15 protein-coding genes are annotated in these 19563 nt (G+C 63.2%); 11 read left to right on the forward strand and 4 right to left on the reverse strand.

The features are described from left to right. Positions 1–96 precede the first annotated feature (96 nt). Positions 97–837 carry a 2-dehydro-3-deoxy-D-gluconate 5-dehydrogenase KduD gene (kduD, locus tag ESZ60_RS17345; protein ID WP_134681979.1) on the reverse strand — a complete coding sequence of 247 codons (741 nt, stop codon included), beginning with the start codon at positions 835–837 and terminating at the stop codon, positions 97–99. Continuing rightward, positions 834–1658 carry a 5-dehydro-4-deoxy-D-glucuronate isomerase gene (gene kduI, locus ESZ60_RS17350; RefSeq protein WP_134681980.1) on the reverse strand — a complete coding sequence of 275 codons (825 nt, stop codon included), beginning with the start codon at positions 1656–1658 and terminating at the stop codon, positions 834–836. Before kduI ends, kduD begins: the two co-directional genes overlap by 4 nt. 163 nt (positions 1659–1821) lie before the next feature. On the opposite strand from kduI, the gene ESZ60_RS17355 reads away from it, so the two are divergent. Together ESZ60_RS17355 and ESZ60_RS17360 are read left to right on the forward strand one after the other, a co-directional pair. Then, complete coding sequence (locus tag ESZ60_RS17355) at positions 1822–2625, forward strand: NAD-dependent epimerase/dehydratase family protein (RefSeq protein ID WP_209021344.1); 804 nt, start codon at positions 1822–1824, stop codon at positions 2623–2625. Between the two features lie 49 nt (positions 2626–2674). Further along, positions 2675–3403, forward strand: a complete 729-nt coding sequence (locus ESZ60_RS17360) for a FadR/GntR family transcriptional regulator (RefSeq protein ID WP_134681981.1) — start codon at positions 2675–2677, stop codon at positions 3401–3403. A gap of 31 nt (positions 3404–3434) precedes the next feature. On the opposite strand, the gene ESZ60_RS17365 is transcribed toward ESZ60_RS17360, so the two are convergent. Next, a complete protein-coding gene (locus tag ESZ60_RS17365) occupies positions 3435–4256 on the reverse strand; it encodes a SapC family protein (protein ID WP_167620209.1) in 822 nt (273 codons plus the stop codon). Beyond that, complete coding sequence (locus ESZ60_RS17370; protein ID WP_134681983.1) at positions 4253–4942, reverse strand: SapC family protein; 690 nt, start codon at positions 4940–4942, stop codon at positions 4253–4255. The genes ESZ60_RS17365 and ESZ60_RS17370 overlap by 4 nt, the downstream gene beginning before the upstream one ends. 56 nt (positions 4943–4998) lie before the next feature. Here ESZ60_RS17370 and ESZ60_RS17375 point away from each other — a divergent pair, with 56 nt between their 5' ends. The 9 genes from ESZ60_RS17375 to ESZ60_RS17415 form a co-directional block, all read left to right on the forward strand. Then, a complete protein-coding gene (locus tag ESZ60_RS17375) occupies positions 4999–6717 on the forward strand; it encodes a type I secretion system permease/ATPase (RefSeq protein ID WP_134681984.1) in 1719 nt (572 codons plus the stop codon). After that, entirely contained in the window at positions 6714–8045 is a 1332-nt protein-coding gene (locus ESZ60_RS17380; protein ID WP_134681985.1) for an HlyD family type I secretion periplasmic adaptor subunit, read from the forward strand. The genes ESZ60_RS17375 and ESZ60_RS17380 overlap by 4 nt, the downstream gene beginning before the upstream one ends. Positions 8046–8078: 33 nt before the next feature. Beyond that, positions 8079–8843: a hypothetical protein gene (locus tag ESZ60_RS17385; RefSeq protein WP_134681986.1), complete on the forward strand. Its 765-nt coding sequence runs from the start codon at positions 8079–8081 to the stop codon at positions 8841–8843. A 277-nt stretch (positions 8844–9120) separates the two neighbouring features. Beyond that, positions 9121–10113 (forward strand): calcium-binding protein, encoded by a 993-nt coding sequence (locus tag ESZ60_RS17390; protein ID WP_134681987.1) that lies wholly within the window; start codon positions 9121–9123, stop codon positions 10111–10113. A 118-nt stretch (positions 10114–10231) separates the two neighbouring features. Further along, a complete protein-coding gene (locus ESZ60_RS17395; protein ID WP_167620210.1) occupies positions 10232–12031 on the forward strand; it encodes a glycosyltransferase family 2 protein in 1800 nt (599 codons plus the stop codon). After that, positions 12015–14243, forward strand: a complete 2229-nt coding sequence (locus ESZ60_RS17400) for a glycosyltransferase family 2 protein (RefSeq protein WP_134681989.1) — start codon at positions 12015–12017, stop codon at positions 14241–14243. Before ESZ60_RS17395 ends, ESZ60_RS17400 begins: the two co-directional genes overlap by 17 nt. Before the next feature lie 27 nt (positions 14244–14270). Next, positions 14271–14882, forward strand: coding sequence for a class I SAM-dependent methyltransferase (locus ESZ60_RS17405; protein WP_134681990.1), 612 nt, complete (start codon positions 14271–14273; stop codon positions 14880–14882). Between the two features lie 58 nt (positions 14883–14940). Then, positions 14941–19239: a glycosyltransferase family 9 protein gene (locus ESZ60_RS17410; protein WP_134681991.1), complete on the forward strand. Its 4299-nt coding sequence runs from the start codon at positions 14941–14943 to the stop codon at positions 19237–19239. A 59-nt stretch (positions 19240–19298) separates the two neighbouring features. Further along, on the forward strand, positions 19299–19563 hold a 265-nt coding region (locus tag ESZ60_RS17415; RefSeq protein WP_134681992.1), incomplete at its 3' end, for a helix-turn-helix domain-containing protein.

Here is a 19563-nt window from a genome sequence, read left to right on the forward strand (position 1 = left end):
AGATTCCTCTGATTAGGTTCTTGTCATGGATATGACAGGCCTTTGCAAGCTGTCAACAACTTATCATATAAGCTGTGTGATAAGTTGCGTGGGAACTTACCGCGCGAGCCAGCCACCATCGACATTCAGCACCGCGCCATGAACATAGCGTGCCGCCGCCGAGCAGAGATAGACCGCCGTGCCCGCGATATCCTCGGGACGTCCCCAGCGGCCCGCCGGGATGCGATCGAGGATCGCCCGGCTGCGGTCGGGATCATTGCGCAGGGCCTCGGTATTGTTGGTCTCGATATAGCCCGGCGCGATGGCATTGACGTTGATGCCCTTCGCGGCCCATTCATTCGCCATGAGCTTTGTCAGCCCCGCCACGCCATGCTTGCTGGCGGTATAAGAGGGCACGCGGATTCCGCCCTGAAAGCTCAGGAGCGAGGCGATGTTGACGATGCTGCCGGGCTTTTCCTGCGCCATCAATTCCTTGGCGAAGGCCTGACAGGTGAAGAACAGCGCCTTCAGGTTGACGTCCATCACGTCATCCCAATCGGCTTCGCTGAACTCGACGGCATCGGCGCGGCGAATGATCCCGGCATTGTTGATCAGGATGTCATAGCCCTGCCCCGCGAAAATATCCTTCCCCGCCATCGGATCGGCAAAATCGATCAGCAATTCGCGCCCCACGCCCCCTGCCGCAGCGATCTGCGACAGGGTTTCCTCGGTGCTGCGACGGGCGGCGCAGGTGACCTCGGCCCCGGCTTGCGCCAGACCCAAGGCGATCGCCTGCCCCAGACCGGTATTGGCCCCGGTCACCAAGGCCTTGCGGCCTTCCAGCGAGAACGGGCTCAACGCAGATCCTCCGGCTGGATGAAGTCCATATCGGTGTAATCGACATTGTCGCCGGCCATGGCCCAGATGAAGGTATAGGAGCCGATGCCCGCGCCGGAATGGATCGACCAAGGCGGCGAGATCGCGCCCTCTTCATTGCCGATGAACAGGTGGCGGGTTTCTTGCGGCTCGCCCATCAGATGCAGGACGCGGGCCTGCGGCTCCATGCCGAAATAAAGGTAGGCCTCCATGCGGCGGTCATGGATATGGCTTGGGATGGTGTTCCAGACCGAGCCGTCCTCGAGGCGGGTATAGCCCAGCACGAGCTGGCAGCTTTCCATGACCAGCGGGTGGATGAACTGGTTGATCGTGCGCTTGTTCGAGGTCTCGGATGCGCCGAGTTTCACTTCCTTGCTGTCGGACAGGCGAATCAGCTTGTTCGGATAGGTATGATGCGCCGGGCAGGAGGTGATGTAGAAGCGCCCCTCGCCGCCGAAGCTCACAGCGCCCGCGCCCATGCCCAGATACAGCACGTCACCGCGTTCGAGCGTCCAGCTTTCACCGCCTGCGGCGACCGTCCCGGTGTCGCCGACATTGACGATGCCCATCTCGCGGCGATCAAGGAAAGACGGGGTTTTCGTCTCTGCGACCTGATCCAGCACGAGATTGCCGCCCGCCGGGACCGCGGCCCCCATGACAAAGCGGTCATAATGCGTATAGATCAGGCGAATCTCGCCCTCGCGGAACATCTCCGAGGCCAGGAAATGGCGGCGCAGCGCCTCGGTATCCATGGATTTCGCCTGCTCGGGGTGAACCGCATGACGGGTCTCGACAGTCAGCATCCAATTCCTCCATACTGGTTTATGTCATATAGGTTGACACGCCTTATATTACATGTTGATTACAGCATGGACCATCTGACGGCAAGACGGATGTCCTGCCGAGGAAACGGCACCGGACAGGCTTTTGCCGCGGTGGCCTGCGAATTTCTTCGGGAGGAAAGCAATGCTGAAGCGACTTTTGATCACCGGGGCCGCCGGCGGGCTGGGACGCGCTTTGACGCCGCGCCTGCGCGAGATCGCCGAGACGCTGCGGCTGGCCGATATCGTCCCCGTGCCGGACACGCTGCCGGGTGACGAGGTCGTACAGTGCGATCTTGCCGACATGGCGGCCGTCACCGCCATGGTCCAAGGCTGCGACGGCATCCTGCATCTTGGGGGGATCTCGGTCGAACGTCCCTTCGAGCCGATCCTCGCGGGCAATATCATCGGCCTCTACAATCTTTACGAAGCCGCGCGCCTGCATGGGCAGCCCCGGATCATCTTTGCCAGCTCGAACCATACGGTGGGCTATCATCTGCAAAGCGAACGGCTGGGTCCGGATTGCACCTTCCGTCCCGACGGCCTCTACGGCGTATCCAAGATTTTCGGCGAGGCCGTGGCCCGGCTCTATTTCGACAAGTTCGGGCAGGAAACCGCTCTTGTCCGCATCGGCTCCTGCACGCCCGAGCCGGAAAACCACCGGATGCTGGGAAGCTGGTTCTCGCATGATGATTTCCTGTCCCTGATCCGCGTGGTGTTCGAGGCTCGTACACTGGGCTGCCCGGTGATCTGGGGCGCGTCCAAGAACGATGCCGGATGGTGGGACAACAGCCATATTGCCGATCTGTGGCAGGCGCAGGACAATGCCGAGACGTTTCGGGCCAAGATCGACGCCACCGTCCCCCGCCCCCCTGCCGACGATCCGGTGATGGTCTATCAGGGCGGGATCTTCACGACCTATCCAATCTATCAGAAAGACGATAGTTGATGTGCGCCGCCGAGGCTTTGACCCGGGCGAAACAACGATGAGAGTCAGAATGAGCATGGACGAAGGCAGCAACCAACCCGCGCCGACCCTGGTGGTGACGGTGCGCGACGCCTTGCGCCGCCAAATCCAGTCGGGCGAATACAAGGCCGGGGACCGCCTGCCCTCGGAATCGCGCCTGACCCGCGATTTCGGCGTCAGCCGCACCGTGGTGCGCGAGGCCATCGCGGCCTTGCGGGCGGATGGCATCGTCGAGCCCAAGCAGGGCGCAGGTGTGTTCGTTCTGCCTCCGAACGAGACCTTGCCCGCCTTTCGGGATGTCGATCCGGACCGGGTTTCTTCCATCATCGAGATCCTCGAACTGCGCATGGCGCTTGAATGCGACGCGGCCGCATTGGCGGCGACGCGCCATTCTCCGCTGCAGGAAGAGGACATCCTTGACGCTTTCCAACGCCTCAATGAGCTTGCGCGTCAAAACCGCCCGACTGCCGAGGCGGATTTCGCCTTTCACCTTTCGATTGCCCGGGCGACCAACAACCCGCGCTTTCCCGAGATGCTGATGCTGATCGGCAGCGCGATGATCCCGCGCCTTGCGCTGAACCGCGAGCGCGATGTCCCCGCCGCGCCAGAGTATCTGCGCATGCTGGAACAGGAACATGGCGCCATTCTGGCCGCGATCCAGAACGCGGATCCCGAGGCCGCGCGTCTTGCCATGGCGGCGCATCTGAAAAACAGCCAGACGCGATATCGCCAGCATCTGCGGCAGGAACGGCAGGACTGAAGCAGCCCTGCCGGGGCCGGGATGGCGTGACCTAATCTTCGGTCAAGGTCTCTTGCGCTTCGGCGGGTGCCGGGGAAACCAGACCCGAAAAATCGAGCATCTCATCCCGCGTCAGGAAGGTCTGACGCCGCAGGGCCTCGTTGCGGCCAAGCAGCTCGCGCAGGCTGTCGGCATCCGATCGCCGAACGGGCGCTTCGCGGCGATGCAACGCCGAGAATTCAATAGCCCCCAACATCCGAAGCGCCAGGAACGAAACCGGCATGGCCGCAAGATTGGCCGCCGCGGCGGCGGTTTCAGCATCGAGATCCGCCGGAGCAGGATGCCAGGCCCGCACCCGCGCGGGGTCGCCGTCGCGCATCCCATTGCCCGGAGCCTCCGCCAACAACCCTTCGTCGATGAGGAGCGAGGCCGCCTCGGACAGGCGTGACAGACCGGCCGCCTGACCGCGCAGCATCTGGACGATCTGGCGTTGCAGATCCTCGGCGCGCTCTGGTCCGGGGGGGGCCGTCTCATCGGTCAGGCGCAAGGTCTCGCCGCCCGGCATGGCGCAGAAAGGCAATAGGCGGCTCACCAGCGGCCGGTAACTGCGCAGGAAGCGACCTTCGGCATCGAAAGCGGGCTGGCGCAGACCTTCGGAGGCAAGCTCTGCCATGAGCATCGGGCCGGTCGGCTGCGCCACCACGACAAGCGGAAGCTGGCGCGCCACCTGATAAAGCTCCTGAGGCAGCACCGGGCAATAGCGCAGATGCTGCAGCCGGGCCTCCATCGCCCTGTCAGGCCATGCCGCCAGCAGCGCCGGCTCGACCGGGCGAAATCCGGTCACGCCGGGCAGGTCCTCGAACCAATGTCTCATGCGACTTCCCCCACCTGGGCAATGAGCCGCGCCATGGTATAGAGCGACAGGCGCTGCGCGGCGAGAAAACGCGCCACAAGCAGCCATTGCTCTCGCGGCAGCGCGCCAAAGATCAGCGTGTCATCGGGGGCGGGCAGAACCGCGAACAGGTCCGGCAGGGCGAATTTCTCGTTCATTCCGTCGGGCAGCAGCACCGGCTCGACCAGACCATGGCGAAAAACTGTGTTTGTTAGCAGGGCGCGGGTTTCGATTTCAGCCCCCCAGGCTTCGAGCGCGCGGATCTTGAGTTCGGCGCCGGGGGAAAGATTGCCGCGCTCGTCGAGGATGTAGGAACCGGCGTCGCGCTCATGCATGGGCGAGGCGCGATCAAGGCCTATCTCATCGCCGCGCGCCGTATCATGGTAGCGAAAGGGAAAGGCCTGCAGCAGCAAGGGTAGCGAAGTCCGGCTCTGGGTCCGGGCCCCGGGCAGTTCGGCGCGGGGAACGAGGCCGCGCAGCACGACCAGTTCCGGGTCTCCGTGGTCATCGCGCCGCCACAGGACCGGCCAGCGCTCGGCCAGGCGCAGGCTCTCGGAGAGGCAGACCGGCACGATGCGCTCGTAAAGTGCAGGCCTGTAGGCGAATGGATCGTATATGCGCAACGCTGATTCGGTCGCTTCCTCCCAGCGATCAAAAATGCTGTACATGCTTGTTTCCGGCTTCCAACTGTGGTCCCTGACCCCGTATTGATTCCGGGACGCTTATGATTACGATCTCTTCTGTATTACAGAACGCCCGCGGCAGCTATGCGCGGATCTGGCTGCACAGCATCTTCATCGCTTTGCTCGCGCTGACGCCCTTTCTCTACATGATGCAGGTGAGCGAGCGCGTCTATACCAGCCACAGCTGGGAGACATTGGGCTTCATCACGGCTCTCATCGTCTTCCTGTTGCTGATCTGGGGCGTCCTGGACCATTTTCGGGCCAATGCGCTGCAGGCGGTGGGCCATGGGATCGACCATGAATTGCGGCAGGGCGTGTTTGACGCCGTCCATCGCGGCAACCGCCCGGAAGCCTTTCGGGCCTATACCGACATCGCCACTCTGCGACAGGGACTGACCGGTCCGCTCGTCGAATCGCTGATGGACGCCACGCTTTCGCCGCTGTTCATCGCGGTGCTTTTCGTCCTGCACCCGGTTTTCGGGCTGGTCGCCATTGCCTATATCGCCGTCATCGCCCTGCTCAGCGCCAGGGCCCGGTCGATCTGGAAGGCCGTCCGCGCGCAGTCCCGCGAACATGAGGACAAGGCGCTGGCCTTCGGCATGGCCACCGCCGCAAAGCGCGAGACCATCCGCGCCATGAATATCCTTCCGGGTGTGCGGCGCGAATGGGCGGGGCTCGAAGATCAGGCCTCCGAGGTTCTGCTCAAGGGACATGAGCGGGCGGGGATTCTGGACAGCGCGCTAGGCGTCCTGCAGCAGGGCCAGCTTGTCATTCTGATCGGCACGGGAGCCGTACTCTACCTGCTCGAAGAGGTCACGGCCACGGCGGGGATGGCGGCCTTCATCGTGATGATGCGTGGCGTCGGCCCGGTCATCTCGGTGGCACGCAACTGGTCGATGCTGCACGAATTGCGCATGGCGGCCGCCCGTCTCGACATCGTATTGGCCGACGAGCCGGACGAGCCCAAAACGCCGCTTCCCGACATGGAGGGCCATGTCGCCTGCGAGAACCTGTCCCTTGCCGGAAGCGATGGCAAGGCGGTGCTGTCCGGCATCCGCTTTGCCGTTCCGGCTGGGTCGATCGTCGGTGTCGTCGGACCCAGTGGCGCGGGGAAATCGACACTCCTGCGATTGCTTGCCGGCGCGGCACAACCCTCCTCGGGCAGCGTCAAGATCGATGGCTTTCCCTTGGCGGTCTGGCCCGCGGCGCAGCATGGTCCCGCGACCGGCTATCTGCCGCAGGCCGTCGACCTGCTGCCCGGCACGATCTGGCAGAACGTCACGCGCTTTGCGGCATATGACCCCGCGCTGACCGGAGCGGTCACCGAGGCGCTGCGGATGGCGGGCGCGCTCGAGATTGTGCAAAATCGCGGGCGCGGCCTGGATTTCCGTCTGCTGGACGGCGGTGCGCCCCTTTCGGGCGGGCAGCGGCAGCGCATCGGTCTGGCGCGCGCCTTTTACGGCATGCCGCGGGTGGTTGTCCTGGACGAGCCGAATTCAGCGCTGGATGCCGAGGGGGAAAAGAACCTCGCCTATAGCCTTGCCGATCTGAAACGCTCGGGCTCGACGATTTTCTTCAGCACGCATAAGGCGAACATGCTCAGCCTTTGCGACTATATTCTTGTTATCATGGACGGATACATGCATTCCTTCAGCACCCGCGACGACATGCTGGGACGGCTGAATGCCGCAGGTAACCCCTTGCTGCCGACAAATCCGGACGAGGACCAGGCACCGCCGCGCGTGGTGAAACAGGCATGACGACACAAACCGACCCGCATTCACCCGCCCTTGCCACCTGTGAGCGGATGCTGCGCCGTTCGATGCGGGCGGCAAGTCTGACGATCATTCTTTGCTTCGGCGTGATCGGAGGCTGGCTCGCCGTCGCGCGTCTTGACAGCGCGGTGGTCGCTCAGGCCGTCCTGGAAAATGCAAACACGACCCGCCAGATCCAACATCTCGAAGGCGGCATCGTGCGCGAATTCTTTTTCCGCAACGGCGAGAAGGTCAAAAAAGGCGACCTGCTCCTGCGGCTCGATTCGACCCAGAGCACCGCCTCGGCGGAACTGCTTTCGCGGCAATTGCTGGGCAACCGGGCACGGCAGGAACGGCTCGAAGCCGAGATCTCGATGGCACCCGAGCTTGTCTTTTCCGAGGCGCTGCAGGCGCAGCTCGCGTCCAACCCCTCGGCCATCCATGTCGCCGAAGACGAGCAGCGCCATTTCGATCTCCAGCGCAAGGAACTGGAGCAATCGCGCGATCTGCTTCAGACCAATATGGCCCAGGCGGATGCCGAGATCGAGGCCAACAAGGTGCGCCGCGGCATTGCCGAGCGCGAGACTGAACTCGTCCGGTCGGATCTCGAGGACCAGCATACCCTGCTCAAGAAGGGCCTGACGAGTCAGGCGCGTGTCACGCAGCTGGAACAGCAGAGCCTGTCACTCGAGGAAAAGATTTCGCAATCCGACATCGAGATCGCCCGCATCGGACAGGCCATCGCGGGCTTCAAGCTGCAGGTCGCTCAGCACGAGCAGGAATATCGGCGTCGCGCGGCCGAGCAGCTCGAGGAAGTTTCCCGCGAGATCCGGGCCTTGGAGCGCGATCTCATCATCACCAACGACTCGTTGAAACGCGTGGATATCCGGGCTCCGGTCGATGGCACGGTTCAGGAAAGCGTCCTCGGCACGGTGGGCGCGGTGATCCGCGGTGGCGAGACCATTCTGAAGATCGCACCTTCCGAAGACGAATATGTCCTTGCAGCCCGCGTCGTTCCGAATGACATCGACGGTATCCTGCCGGGCGCCGCGGCCATGATCAACTTTCCGGCCTTTCAGTCGCTGGACCTCTCGCCTGCCGATGGCGAATTGCTGAGCCTCTCGCGCGACCGCATCGTCGATCCCTATACGCGGGACGAATATTACGAGGCGCGTGTCCGGCTGGACGAAACCACCCTGCCCGAAGCGCAGCGCGCCCGTCTGGTCGCGGGAATGTCGGCGACCGTGATCCTTCCGACGGGGGAACGCACCGCGTTGAACTATCTCGTCGGGCCGCTCATGCGGCGGCTGCAAAGCGCGATGCGCGAGGAATGAGCAGGCATTTGCCGTCGCGAAAGGAATCCGACGATGTATGAGACCGTCAAGCTGACCCCAGGTATTTTGACGCTGACCTTCGTGGCCCCGGCCGAGGGCGCGGCAGATGCCGTGATCCGACCCGTCGTGCCCCCGGCCTCGCGCCATGCCGTGACCCTGATGTTCGAGGCCGGCAATGTCAGTGGCGCGCTTCTGTCGCCCGGAGAATTCTGCGTGATCCGCTGCGGTTCTCCGGCGGTGATGGGGATCGAGATCACCGCGGGCGCAGCCGGGGCACAGCCGCGCGGGGGGATCGAGCTGAACTACCTTTCCCGGCGTGGGCCGGACCCGAAAGCGGACCAGAATGCGGCGGTCGACTATATCCTGCATCTGGCGGGGCACGGTGACCGGCCCGGGCGTTTCGGCACCAGCACGGGGGCCGATTCGCCCGAACATGCCGTCGCCGGGCTGTTGATCCGTCCCCGCACCGGGCGCCCGCGCATCGTTTTGCAAGATCCGGTAACCGGCCAGATTGCCCAACCAGGCGATTTTTTGGGCAGCCGGGGCGGTTTTCGTCCACTGAGCGAATTGCGCATGTGGATCGACGAGCCGGATGGCAGCACGCGCCTTGCCGTCGAGGCGGAATTCGAAAAGGCCGGTCGCGTCCAGGCCGCCGGGACGATGGTGAGCCTGCATGGCCGCGAATATGACGATCGTTTGTTGCGTCTGAATATTACCCTCGAGCAGATGCAAGGAGGCAACGCGGGCACGGGAATGCCCAAGCGGAACGACCGTATCCGGATTTTCCGAAAAGGTTAACGCAGGCCCGCGAAGCAGGCAGCAATGCTTGGATAATGCTGCAGATGCGAACAATTTTCTTGCAGAGGAATTGCGCATTATCAAATCGATGCACAACATTGCCTAAAAGCAAATTTGCGGGCCGACGACCCCAAACAGTGCTTGTTTCATTAAAATTGGACTGTTATCGACTTAACCATGTTCGACTTACCGATTTTATCCGCCCGAAGCGTCTAACTGTTCCGCAGAGCCGACGGTCGGGCATCGTCACTTGTTCATTATTGGAGAGAATGGCCTAATGCCTCTATCGGAATACAACTCCCTTGATGATGTGCGCGACGGGCTCGATGATACCGGGCTCAGCACCTCAACGATCAACAACATCCTCGACAAGTTGCCCCAAGAAGGGGCACTGAACGTCGTGGTTCTGGGTCAGGATGATCCGGTCAATCCCGATGCGACTCTGGTCGTCCGCCAGAACAATGACGGGACGATCCAGATCGAAATCCCGGGCAGCGACGATCGCACCGTCCTGGGCACCTCGGGCGGCGACAAAGTCACCACGGGGATCGGCAACGACGCTCTGGAGCTTGGCGAGGGTGACAACTCGGCCCATGCCGGCAAGGGCTCGGATACGCTGACCAGCGGCAGCGGCAGCGATCAGGTCAATGGCGGCCAAGGCGGCGACAGCGTCGATGCCGGCGACGGCAATGACGTGCTGCTCGGCAGCGGCGGCCATGACGTGCTGGATGGTGGCGCGGGCGACGACCAGATCAATGGCGGCCGCGGCAACGACTTGCTCTTGGGCGGAGACGGCAACGACACCCTTGCGGGCGGCGATGCGTTCGACACGCTTTATGGCGGCGCGGGCGACGACCTTCTCAGCGGCAATGGCGACGACGACATGCTTTATGGCGGCGACGGCAATGACACGCTGAGCGGCGGGCGCGGCAATGACGTTCTGCAGGGCGACACGGGCCATGACACGCTGTTCGGCGATGCGGGCGACGACACGCTCTATGGCGGCGGCGGCAATGACGTTCTTGACGGCGGCCAGGGCAATGACGTCCTCAATGGCGCCGGCGGCAATGACACGATCTATGCCGGTGCCGGTGATACCGTCTATGGCGGCGCGGGCGACGACACCGTGGTCATCGACGCGAACTTCGATGATGTCAGCATCGAAACCAACAGCGGCACCACTGTCATCACCTTCGCCGACGGGACTTTCGTGACGGTCGCAGGGGTCGAGCGCATCGACTTCAACGACGACAACGATATCGACCTTTAAATCTGACATTTCGATCGCCCGGTTTTGCCGGGCGATCGTTTCTTCGAAAGCGATTTCGCGCAGCACGGTCCCACGGCAAATGATTCCGAAAGCAGAAATACAGGATGCTTTCGACATCGTGGAACGGCTGATCTCCCTTCAGACCAGGATGCATGACTCCGTCGCGGCTTCGGCTTTTCTCGAACGCGCGGCCTTGCTGCATCGCCTCGGGCATTCAGAGGCGGCGCTTGCTGATGCCGCTCATGCCTGCCGCCTTGATCCGGCGGACCCGCAAGCCATGGCCTTCTATTGTGGGCTTGCCCCGGGCCGAAGCGCCGCATCCGAAACCCATGCCGTTGCCGTCGCGCTTTTGCGCAGCCCCTTTGCCACGGCGGCCGAGCGGCGACGCGCCGTCTCAGCGCTGGACGCCTCATCCCTGCCCCTCACCCTGCGCCAGGACCGGCCGGCGACTGTCCGGCTTACGCTGGTCCAGGAACGGGGTGAGAATATCGCGCTTTCTGGAACCGGGCCGCAGGACAGGGTCGAACCGCTCGCCCAATCCGAACGGAACCGGGTCATCGCGCTGGATTGCCACATCGCACGCGACGCCAGCCAGGCGCGCCAGATCGAGTTGCGCCGCGGATCGCGAGTGACGCGGATCGAGATCGAGGCCCCAAAAGAGCCACAGGCGTTGCGGCTGCCGGACAATCAGGAATCGGCGGGCCTCTGGATCATCCTGCCGCTCAAGGATGGCGGCCCTGTGCTCGAGGCCTGTTTGCAATCGGTGATGCAAAACCTCGCATGTTTTCCCGAGGCGCGGCTGGTTCTGGTCGATGACGGCTCTGAACACCCCCGCACCAAGGCCTTGCTGGCGGGACTTGCCCATCGGCCGGGCGTCACGGTCACCCGGACATCGGGATCGCTGGGCTTTACCGGTGCGGTCAATCACGGTTTGTGCCAGATCGGTCGAGGCCCCGTCCTGCTGCTGAATTCGGATACCTGGCTGCCGGCGCAGACCCTGCGGCGCATGCTCGAGCACCTGAAAGATCCCGAGATCGGAACGGTGACGCCCCTGTCGAACAATGCAGGCTCGGTTTCCCTGCTCGGACCCGGCCGCCCGGCCCGTATTCCCCCGCCGCAGATCTGCGAGCGGCTCGCCGAGACGGCCTATAGGGTAAACCGGGGCGTCGCGATCGACCTGCCCAGCGGCAATGGTTTCGCCATGCTGATTTCAGAGCCCTGCCTGCGCGCCATCGGACCGCTTTCGGGACTATACGACAGTGGCTATTATGAAGAGGTCGATTTCTGCCTGCGCGCCGGCCTGCGCGGATGGCGGCATGTGGCGGCGGTGGATTGCTTCGTGGGCCATGTCGGTTCGGTCACCTATGGGCGCGAGAAACAGCGTCTCGCGGCCGTGAACCATCGCCATCTGCTGCAGCGCTTTCCCGAATATTCCCGCCGATACAAGGCCTTCGCCGCGCTTGATCCCGTGAAACCTGCGCGCGAAGGGCTGCTTGCGGCGGCATCGGAATATTTCACCGCCGAGCCGGTGAATGACATGATCGCGCATCCCGGCAGGGCGCGGGCGAGCCTGCCCCTGCCGCCACGCGGGCCTCTCATCCTGCCGATGCGGGGCAACCTGCCGCGAGGCTTGCAGGACGGGGTCTCTGGTCAGTTGCGCCGCCATCTGCGGCTTGTCCCGCAGGACACCCTGCAGCGCTGCGGCCTGACGCTCGATCCCGGGCATGATCTTTGGGGCATCGTCGATCCGACCACCGCCTTGCTTCGGGTCTGGTCCGGAACAGAACCTGCTTGCCTGCTGAGCATGCATTGCGGGGCGGGTGTCAATCTGGCCGATTTTATCGATTTCAGGACGGCGCTTCTCGACATTCTCGCCGAAAGGGCTGAAACGAGAGGGCATTATGCCATTCCTGTCTGATCTTGCCTTTACTGCACCCGGCCTCTTGCGCGGACATGTCTATCGGAAAAGCCAGCCTGCGCGGCAATGGCATGTCGGGCTTTTCGTGAATGACCATCTCTTGGGCGCGACGCTCGCCGATCTGCCGGACGATTCGATGGACGAGGCGCGCGACGGGACCATCGACGATCACGGGTTTCAGTTCAGCCTCAATCCGGCGGCCTTGCAGGAGACCGATCTCCTCCGTGTCGAGGTCCTCAATCAGGGCCATGTCATCGCCGAGCGCCGTGTTTCGGATTTGCGGCTCCAGCCCAGCCCGGCCGGCCCGGGAGTGGCAAGGATCTCGCGGCATCGCGGCCTCATGCTGAGCGGCACGGTCGAAAACGGCGTCACCGAACTGCCTGCCTATGAGATTTTCGCCATGGAAGGCGAAAGGCTTGTCGGGCGTTGCCAGATCAATCGCTGGGAACATGTAGGCAATCCCCAGGATCCGCTGGGTCGGACAGCGGCGTTCGACCTGCATCTTTCCCCCGATCTGGCCGATGGGCAGATGCATCGGCTGCATGTCGAAACCTCGACCGGCATCGTTCTCGAGGGCAGCCCCGTGGACATCCTCGCCTGGCCAAACCGCCTGAGCGAGGGCTTGCGGAACCCGGCATCAGGCGGCTCGCCCAGCCATGCCCGCAAGATCGAGACAGCGCTCGACCGGCTCCTGGGGCTGGGCATGCCCCTTTCGGCCTATTCCGCGATCTATCCCGAACTGGAACAGGCTGCCCCCGCGCCCATCCCGGATGGCCGGATCGGCGAGGACGGGGCGTGGTTCCGGCTGGGCACGACCGGCTGGGTGATTTGTTGTCATCAAGATGTCCGGCCTCTGGCGAGCTTTGCCGACCGGCTCGCGGCGGCTTTGCCGATGATGGAAGGGGCCAGAGTCGCGTTTTGCGATCTGGCCTTGCGGCAAACGGATGGCGTGTTCTGGCCCCTGCTGATGCCCGCCTTCGACACCGAGCGATTGCTGGAACAGGGCCATGCCGCATTGTGCTTTGCTCTGCCCGAAGCGGCGGTCGCGCAAAGCGGGGCACGCTCGCTTGTAGCTCTGCTTCTGGATTGGCTCGCCCCAGGCGGAGGAATGCCCGAATTGACCGGGCTTTGGCATCTGCCCCATCCCGGCGGCTGGAGCGAAGAATCGGAGCTTGCAGCCTCTTGCAAAACGCGTGGCCGGACCCTCGAGACTGCGCTTTCCCAGCCGGGACGCCTGCCGGAGGGCAGCAGGATCTCGCCCGCCCCAATCCGTGCAGGCGCAGTTTTCCCCGCGCTTCATCTGCAGCGCCCGGCCAGGGATCGCGCCGTCAGCGTCATTGTCCCGACGCGCAATCAGGGCCCGATGCTGCATGATGCTGTGACCAGCCTGATCGCGGCAAATCCGGGTTTCGATCTGGACATTATCATCGTCGACAACGGCTCGGACGAGGCCGAAAGCCTCGAGATGTTGAACCGGCTGGAGGATGGCGGCGCACGAATCCTCGAATTCAGCGACGGCTTCAACTTCTCGCTGATGAACAATCTGGCCTGTGAACATGCCCGGCACGCGCAGCTTTGTTTCATGAACAATGATGTCGCCTTTCCCTGGCCCGGCGTGCTTCGGGAATTATGCGGCAGGCTGGCTGATCCGGAGGTCGGCGCGGCAGGCCCGCTGATGCTGCGCGCCTCGGATATCATTCAACATGGCGGCGTCGTGCTGGGCCCTTGGCATGGCGCGGTCCATGCCTTCGAGGACCGCATGCTGGGGGATCCGGGTTACGGCGAACTGCTTTGCGCAGCCTCAGAGCCTGCGGCGCTGACCGGTGCCTTTCTTCTGACGCGTCGTCGGCTTTTCGAAGAGCTGGGCGGGTTTGATACCACGCGCTTTGCCGTCAATTTCAACGATGTCGATTACTGCCTGCGGCTTCGCGAGGCCGGCTATCGCATCGTCTTTTCGCCCCATGCGCGCATCCGCCATTACGAATCGGTCAGCCGCGGTCGCGAAAAGGGCACCCCCGCCGGCCACCGCCTGCAACGTGAACTCGCCAATCTGCGGGCAATCTGGCGCGGGATCGTAATGAACGATCCGCAATACCATCCGCTTTTCGCCCCGGACAGCCTGCCCTATCGCGCCCTTGCGCTGGAGCATCGCGATCCCCGCCCCCGCCGCGCCGGGCGCTGGCAGGCTGCAACGCAGCCCCGCTGGGCCTGATCCCTGTTTCTGATCCCGAGTCCATAAATGTCAGCCCCCCGCATTCTCTATAATCTTGGCTCCGGCCCCCGCAGCCTGTTCAGCCAACTTCCAGATCGCTCGGCCTTTTCCGGCTGGAGCGAGGTGCGGGTCGATATCGACAAGAACTGCAACCCCGACATCGTCGCAGATCTGACGGATCTGCGGCAGGTGATCGCGGATGGCGCAGCGGGAATGATTTTCTGCTCGCATGTGGTCGAGCATTTTTTCGATCATGACGTGCCCGTCGTTCTCGCCGAAATCGCCCGCATCCTGCATCCCGATGGGGCGGCGCTGCTGCGCCTTCCAGACCTGTCCGCGGTGGTGCGAAGCTTTGACGAGGGAGAGCTAGAGAAGACGCTCTATCATTCTCCCTCGGGTCCGATCGCCGCGCTTGACGTGATCTATGGCCACCGCCGCTCGATCCGCGACGGCAACCACTATATGGCGCATCGGACCGGGTTCACCCAGGCATCGCTGGCGCGGCGCATGCTGGCGGCAGGATTCGAAGAGGTTCAGACCTCGCCCGGCCCTTCGGTAGAATTCTGCGCGGTGGCGACCCGGCGGCCGACGGTCTTCCAGCCGCAGGTCGACGCGCTGCTCTCCTACATCAACCCCTGATCCGAGGCCGCGTTCCGAACCCGTCCTTTTCCCTTCCGATAGTGACAGATCCGATATCATGAACACGCCGCACTCAAACAAAACGCCCACCTCTGAGAATGCCGGATTTGCTGGGAAGCTATGGATCGACACCGCGCAGGTGACGCGTATCGAGACCGCCCCCGATGGCACGCGCAAAATCCGGGCAGGCGTCATTTCCGGATGGGCGATCGGCCCCGACCCTTTTGTCACGATTGAGGTCATCATCGGGAACACAAGGGTCGCTCGCGCCAAGGTTGGACGTTACAGACCTGATATCGCACAGCTTTATCCCGACCTGCCGCATGCCGAATATACCGGCTTCGAAGCGGTCCTGACCCAAGGGGACCTACCGGAAGGTCCATGTCAGGTGATCCTGATGGCGGTCTCGACCTCGGGCAAGGTCTTCGTCAAGCGCCATCCTCTGGGCGGCACCGATGGCGGGTCGGAAAGCCCCAATGTCTCGATGCGCACCCATATCGAGAAATGCGAAATCGACGCCGCGGGCCTTTTGCATGTCACGGGCTGGGCGGTGGCACAGACCCCCATCATCTCGATCCAACTCTTTGGCGAAGGGCGAAAGATCGCGGGCACATTGCCCGGTCTGTCTCGCCCCGACGTGGGAAAGATGTTCCCACAATATCCCCATGCCGATCGCGCGGGCTTTTTTGTCGCGACCAACTTGCCCGAGCGCGGGCGTGGTACATCAGGCGTCATCACGATCGAAATCCTGGCACGGGACGGATCGCTGCGCCGCGTGGTCACGACGCCCCAACGCGTGCGCCAGATCAGCACGGCGCCCGCACCGTCCGCGCCGATACCGTCAGCCGCAATCGCGCCACCCCGGCCCGAGCCCGAGAAGAAACCCCCGGCCTCGGAAGATTGCTGGTTCTTCCCGGATGTCGTCGATGTCGACACAACCGGTAATTGCAGCATTTCGGGCTGGAGCGCGGCACTGGCAGGGCTCGACAGCCTGACCTTGCATTATGGCGGCGCGATCATCGGGCAAGCGCGGCTAGGCTTGCCCCGGCCCGATGTCGCCCGCGCCTATCCGAACCTGCCCAGCGGTACCAATTCCGGCTTCAGCTTTGATTTGAATCACGCGGCTGGATTCCCGGAAGGTCCCGCAAGCCTTGTCGTGACGGCCGCGCTCAAGGATGGGACCGAGCGCCTGTTCGAAATCGCCGCCGTGATCGTACCGCCATCGGCGCGGGTTTCGCATTATGACGACATCGTGCTTGGCCTCGATACGTTCCAGCTTGCCGCAGGTCATGCCACCAAACCGGTGACGGGCGCGTTCCGGCTCAGCGGCTGGGCCGTCGCCCGCGCAGGCGTCAGCCAGATCGAGGTGTTTCTCGACGGTGCCTCGCTGGGTCTTGCCTATATCGGGATCCGGCGCGAAGAACTTGCCGAGATTTTCTTCGATTTCCCCGAGACTCTGCTGTCCGGCTTTGCCCTGTCCGTTCCGGTACGGCTGCTGACGAACGGACGGTCCGAAATTCGGATCGTCATCACCGACCGGAACGACAAGACGCTGGAATCGCGTTTCACCATCGATGTCACCAAGGATGCGGGAAACGACGGGCTGCGCCAGAAGATGCCCTTTGCCGAAGCGATGACCGGGCTTGATATCATGGCGGCGCGAGGGCCTGCGCCTGTCTGCGACATCCTGATCCGGACGGACGGAAAACGCGATCTCTCCAAGCGGCTGTTGGCTAGTCTTCAGAGCATCTCGCGGCAGGTCTGGCCGCATTGGCGGGTGTGGTTGGTGCCTGACGGTAACGGCACGAAAGTGCTTGAGGCGCTGGACGACGTGACGGCCGCGATGCCGGATCAGACGGCGCGCATAGACCTTATCGACGCGCTGCCGGCGCTTGGCGGAGAGGGCTTCGTCATGGTACTGAATGCGGGGGATCGGCTCGCAGTGGACGGGTTGCTGGAGCCTTTGCTGGCCGCCGAGCCCGGGGACCAGTTGCTCTATGGCGACGATCGCCGGGCGGATGTTCTGACGCCGGGTAGGGTCGCGTCCTATTTCAAACCGGCTTGGTCACCCGACCTACTTCTATCGCAGAACTATCTGGGCCGGGCGTGGCTTGCGTCGCGCGCGCTGCTCTCGCAAAGCGGCATGGACCCCGCCGCTATCGCACGGACCGGGGATTATGCCAATGTGCTTCGCCTGACCGGAACTGCCTCGAGCGCAATCCGCCATGTTCCGGGTCTGATGCTGGAGGCCACGGGTCGCGGCGAAAGCCCTGCCGCCGAGCGCCGTGCGTTGCAGTCCCATCTTCGCGCGATCGGAGACGTCGCAAAGGTCCGGGCGGGCGCCGCCCCCTTTCTCCACAGGCTCGAGCGTCAGCCGATTCGCAGGGGCAAGGTCTCGATCATCATCCCCTCGATCGGGGCCAAGGATCATATCCTGCGCTGTCTAGACAGCATCCGCGCACAGACCCAGGACACCGAGGTCGAGATCGTGGTCGTCGACAATATCCGGCGCCGCCGGATCACTGCCGAAGGGCGCGCATGGAAAAAATGGTTCCGCACCCATGCCGACTTGGTGGTCGAGGTCGATGAGCCCTTCAACTGGTCACGACTGAACAATCTGGGTGCGGCGGCAGCCACCGGAGACTATCTGCTCTTCCTCAATGACGATGTCGAAGTCCTCACACCCGACTGGCTCACGGTGATGATGGCCGAAGCCGAGCGTCCTGAGGTCGGCGTGGTCGGGCCGCAGCTTCTGTATCCCGACGGCAAGGTGCAGCATGCGGGCATGTTCCTGTCCCGCACCACGCCCGGCAGCGCGCGTCACGCCTTCCGCTTTGCCGCGGCCGACGACCCCTGCTACTTCGGTCTCGCGCTGAGCCAGCGAAACGTGCTTTGCGTCACCGGGGCCTGCATGATGCTGCGCCGCGAGGTTTTCGAGGCCGTCGACGGTTTCGACGAAGCTCATAGCGTCGTGAACAATGACATCGACTTCTGCCTGCGGCTGCACCGGGCGGGTCTCGCCGTCATCTACACGCCACATACGAACCTGATCCATTACGAACTGGCCAGCCGCGCCAATCTCAAGGACAATTTCGACCGCAGTGGTTTTCTTGAGACATGGGGCGACCTGTGCCTTGCCGGGGACCCCTATCTCAATCCCGCGATCAGCAGCGACGCCGACGACTTCGCGCCCGAGGAAGAACCCATCCGCGAGGTCTATGCAGGCCATCCTCTTGGCTCGCGCGAGGGAATCAAGCGCATCCTCGCCGTCAAGCTCGATCATATCGGCGATCTGGTCACGGCACTGCCGGCCTTCCGTCGCATCAAGGAACTGTTCCCGCACGCCCATCTGACCGCGCTTGTCGGCCGTTCGGCCATGGGCATCGCGGGAATGGAGAGTGCCATCGACGAACTGATCCCGTTCGAATTCTTCGATGCCCGCTCGGGACTTGGCCGCAAGAAGCTGTCCAAGACGGATTACGCCGCGCTAGAGGCTGATCTGACCGCCCGGCGCTTTGATCTGGCCGTGGATCTGCGCAAGATGGGCGATACCCGCCATATTCTGCAGCATAGCGGCGCGCCGCTGACTGCAGGTTACGACGCCTCGCTGGAGTTCCCTTGGCTCGACATCGCTCTGGAATGGGAACGCGATCCCCTTCAGACGAACAAGCGCAATCACGTCACGACCGACCTCTTGAACCTTGTCGAGACCCTTGGAACGGCTTTCACCCCGGATCGACGCACCATCGCGACGCCCCACGACCATCTGCCCGAGATATCCGAAGCATTGCGCACTGAGTTCAACGAACTGTTTGCAAACGACTATGTCGTGATCCACCCGGCCGCAGGCACTCCTCTGCGGCAATGGTCAACGGCCTTTTTCGCGAGGCTGATCGATCTGCTGGCAGATCAGGATGACATGCGCATCGCGTTGATCGGCGGCCCCGACGAGCGCGAGATAGCGTCCCGCGTTCTGGACAAGGTCCAGCGGCAGGATCGGGTTTTCAACCTGGTCGGCCGGTCGAAGCTCTCCGAAGTTCCCCGGATCATGGCCGAAAGCGTCCTGTTCGTCGGCAACAACAGTGGACCGAGCCATATCGCCTCGGGCCTTGGCGTCCCAACGGTCGCCGTCCATTCCGCGCTTGTATCATCCGAGGAATGGGGACCGCTTGGCCCGTCGGCGGTGGCACTGCGGCGCGACATGACCTGCGGCCCCTGCTACATCGCGATGGCAGAGCAATGTCACCGCGGGATGGCCTGCCTCACGTCGCTTACACCGTTTTCCGTTTATCGAGTCTGCAAGCGCTTTATGAGCCTTCGCAGATCGGTTGCATCGCAGCAAGATCCCAAATTATGAAGACTTATCTGTCCACTTAACCTTCTTTCCGTGCTATTTTCGGGAAGGAGGAACAGCCGATGGGACAGTCATCGACAGTGAAGAGGGGACCGCCGCGTGATGCCGCGAGCAAGGTCGCGCAGCAGCGGATGAGCGTGCTGGAACTGGCCAGGGAGCTTGGCAATGTCGCCGAAGCCTGCCGGCAGCGCGGGATGGACCGGGCCAGTTTCTACGAGTGGAAGCGCCGGTTCCAGACTCAGGGCTTCGACGGGCTGAAGGACCTGCCGCCGATCCACAAGTCGCATCCCCAGACAACCGCGCCGGAGGTGGTGGAGAAGATCAAGG

Origin of the sequence: Paracoccus ravus (genome assembly GCF_004522175.1) — a bacterium.
GTDB lineage: Bacteria > Pseudomonadota > Alphaproteobacteria > Rhodobacterales > Rhodobacteraceae > Paracoccus > Paracoccus ravus.